Origin of the sequence: Halomonas sp. AOP13-D3-9 (genome assembly GCF_052379125.1) — a bacterium.
Lineage (GTDB): Bacteria > Pseudomonadota > Gammaproteobacteria > Pseudomonadales > Halomonadaceae > Vreelandella.
Window position 1 is genome coordinate 1 of sequence record NZ_JBQSYH010000041.1, and the last position, 3,279, is coordinate 3,279.

At 54.0% G+C, this 3,279-nt stretch carries 1 protein-coding gene and 2 pseudogenes; all 3 read left to right on the forward strand.

All coding sequences use genetic code 11. The features are described 5' to 3' along the window. Positions 1 to 65: 65 nt before the first annotated feature. Positions 66 to 1,024: pseudogene (locus ACT3UM_RS24020) on the forward strand (IS3 family transposase); the annotation flags it as partial. 216 nt (positions 1,025 to 1,240) lie between these two features. Next, entirely contained in the window at positions 1,241 to 2,299 is a 1,059-nt protein-coding gene (locus tag ACT3UM_RS24025) for an IS110 family RNA-guided transposase (RefSeq protein ID WP_008958505.1), read from the forward strand. 6 nt (positions 2,300 to 2,305) lie between these two features. Beyond that, a pseudogene (locus ACT3UM_RS24030) lies at positions 2,306 to 2,509 on the forward strand (IS3 family transposase); the annotation flags it as partial. Positions 2,510 to 3,279 lie beyond the last annotated feature (770 nt).

Consider the following 3,279-nt stretch of genomic DNA (forward strand, 5'->3'; position numbering starts at 1 on the left):
TAGTGGTTCACTGATTCCGGACACCAACGTAGGTGGTAAGATCGCCACCATAAACGAGGTGTCTGATGACCAGAAAACGACGTTCCTTTACGCCCGAGTTCAAGCAGGAAGCAGCCAGCCTTGTGCTGGATCAAGGTTACACCATCCCCCAGGCAAGCACTTCTCTGGGTGTTGGGGAAAGCGCCATCCGGCGCTGGGTTCAACAGCTGACGGAAGAGCGTGAGGGCATTACCCCGATGGGCAAAGCCTTGACCCCTGAACAGCGCCGAATCCAGGAGCTGGAAGCCCGCTGCAAGCGGCTTGAGATGGAGAAAGACATACTAAAAAAGGCTACCGCTCTCTTGATGTCGGACGACATGAATCGTACGCGCTGATAGACCAGTTGAGTGAGCAAATGCCTGTTGAAATGGTCTGCAATGCGTTCGATATCAGCCGTTCCAGCTATTACGAGAACCGCCAACGACGGAACCATATAGACGTTGAGCGTCTAGCTCTGAAAGCTCAGGTAAGCCGCCTTTTTACCAAGAGCCGCAGCTCTGCTGGCAGCAGGACGATCAAAGGCATGCTCAACGATGACGGCGTGGTTATTGGCCGCTTCAAGGTTCGACGGTTGATGAGTGAGCTAGGGCTAATCTGTAAGCAGCCAGGCCCTCACGCTTATAAGCAAGCTACCATTGAACGACCGGATATCCCGAACTATCTAGACCGGGAGTTTGCTGTAGAACAGCCTAATCAGGTCTGGTGCGGTGACATCACCTATATCTGGAGTGGCCAGCGATGGAGTTACCTGGCCGTTGTGCTGGACCTATACGCCCGACGTGTTGTCGGCTGGGCGATGTCATCCAGCCCGGACGCCGATCTGGTCGTCAAAGCTCTAGACCATGCCTGGGAACAGCGTGGTCAGCCAGAGAAAGTCATGTTCCACTCGGATCAGGGAAGCCAGTATGCCAGCCGTAAGTTCCGTCAGAGGCTCTGGCGCTATCGAGTGACACAAAGCATGAGTCGACGTGGCAACTGTTGGGAGCGTCACTCAGTCTACTATTCTTGTGAACATCGTATTGGCCTGACCCGTGCTGGGATTGGCTTAATTGCCTTTGCATTGACCTGTCGGTCAGTACTGATGTTCCCCGAGGCTTCCCGGGCTCAGCGTTGGTGACCTAATAGGAGCTTTGTTCTGCACCGTGAGTGTCCTGTCCTGCGATTGAGATTGGGAATACGCCACCACTAAGGAGTGCGTCCCATGAAACTTGAACCGCAACAGGAAGTTATTCTAGGTGTAGATACACACCTGGATGTACATGTAGGTGTGGTTATCAGCGAGATAGGTCAGTTACTTGGAACTCGGTCTGTTTCCGCAACCTCAGCAGGTTATTCTGATTTGCTAAGCTGGGCTTCGTCTTTTGGCACACTGACTCGTGCAGGTATCGAAGGGACAGGAACCTACGGTGCAGGTCTTTGCCGTTTCCTGATCGATAATGAAATCACGGTTCTTGAAGTTAACCGACCTGATAGATCGAAGCGACGGCAGCAGGGCAAGTCCGACCCGACGGATGCCGAGAGTGCAGCCCGAGCAGTGTTGTCAGGTATAGCGACCGCCACACCTAAACAGCAATCAGGTGCGTGTGAGGCGATGCGCATCATATCCGTGGCCAGGCGCAGCGCCGTAAAAGCTAAGACGCAAGCCATCAATCAATTACGGGCCTTGCTGGTTAGTGCACCACAGGATATCCGCGAGAAGCTATGGAGAGCGAAAACAGGCGACTGCGTGAAGGCTTGTGCAAAGGTTCGCAACTTGGGTGATAGTGTCCTCTTGCAAGCGTTGGCCTCAACGCTCAGATCACTTGCCAAGCGATGGCTGAGGCTGGCTGCCGAATTAGTACAATTTGATAAGCAGCTGGAAACACTTACCCAAGCACATGCGCAACAGTTACGGAGTCGCTTTGGCGTAGGTCCTCATACTGCGGCTATTCTTTTGTCCGTTGCCGGTGACAACCCTGGGCGCCTAAGGAATGAGGCAGCATTGGCTTCGCTTTGCGGTGTAAACCCTCTGCCCGCCTCTTCAGGCAAGACGACGAGGCACCGACTAAATCGAGGCGGCAGCCGAGCTGCTAACAATGCGTTGTGGACGATTGCTATGGTTAGAATGCGAAGCGACCCCCGAACTCGTGCTTACGTGAACCGCCGAACAGCGGAAGGCCTTACGTCTAAGGAAATCCATCGCTGCCTGAAAAGATATATTGTTCGAGAATTATTCCCGTTGATAATGAGGGATCTTGGAAAATTACGGGAGAATATTTGACATAGGAGCGCACCGATGGAGAGGCTGTTCCGGAGCCTGAAATCTGAGTGGATACCAGCCTTGGGATATCGGAACCTGCCCGAGGCTAAAAAAGATGTTGGTGGCTATCTGATGGACTACTACAACCGGCAGCGTCCTCACGCATTCAACGACGGCATTTCGCCCGTTGCCGCTGAGAAAAACCTTAAATTACTGTCCGGGATTAGTTGACCACTACATTTCGATTACGGATAGCCGAATGCCTGTGTCTGGGTTGGCGTTTGAGCTGCTGCCTGTCAACGAGCGTTGTGCTTTATTAGCGGCGGTGGAGCGTTTGCTCAGTATAGGCGTTGAAGAAACGTTCAGTGCTCTGGTCACGTGCAATGTCAAAACGAGCGCGCTTCACGATCCCCGAAAGTCACCCCCCGTTGTGTTGTTGCCGCTGCTATCACGGTTATCTCATCACCCCCATGGGCCGCATCGCTGCCGTGCTCTACCGGCTCATCGCCCCATGTCGGAACGCGCGGTGAGAGCCTCATGGGCGCGTTTAAAACGGAGAATGAAAGCGCGGAGCCAACCTCTTGAAGCAACACAAAACGGTCGACTGCGATGAGTGTGGTCGAGAAGTCTCCAAATTGTGGCGACGCCATAAGGGGCATGGTTACTGCTCAACTTGCTATGCTCGTGTGTTTAAGCGGCGGATGTGCCCACGATGTGGTGAGTTAGCCCGTCTGCCAACGAATGACCCAGACGCCGTCTGTCGCCAGTGTGACGTTGACAAACCGTGTGCGCGATGTGGAAAAGCTAGTTCAGACTACAACATCGGCAAGGTCACTCCCTACGGCCCTGTCTGTATCGCCTGCGCTCCCTATTTCAGAGAGCCAGAGCCCTGCGAGGCGTGTGGGGAATCCTCTCAACGTCTTACCCGAGTGACGCGTATGGGGCATGCTCATCGCTTATGTCCACGCTGTGCGACGGCTGATCACGGTACCTGTTCTGCG

Bases quoted from the DNA above. Each gene is read 5' to 3' on its own strand.
- ACT3UM_RS24025 (WP_008958505.1), top strand. From the start codon at position 1,241: ATGAAACTTGAACCGCAACAGGAAGTTATTCTAGGTGTAGATACACAC.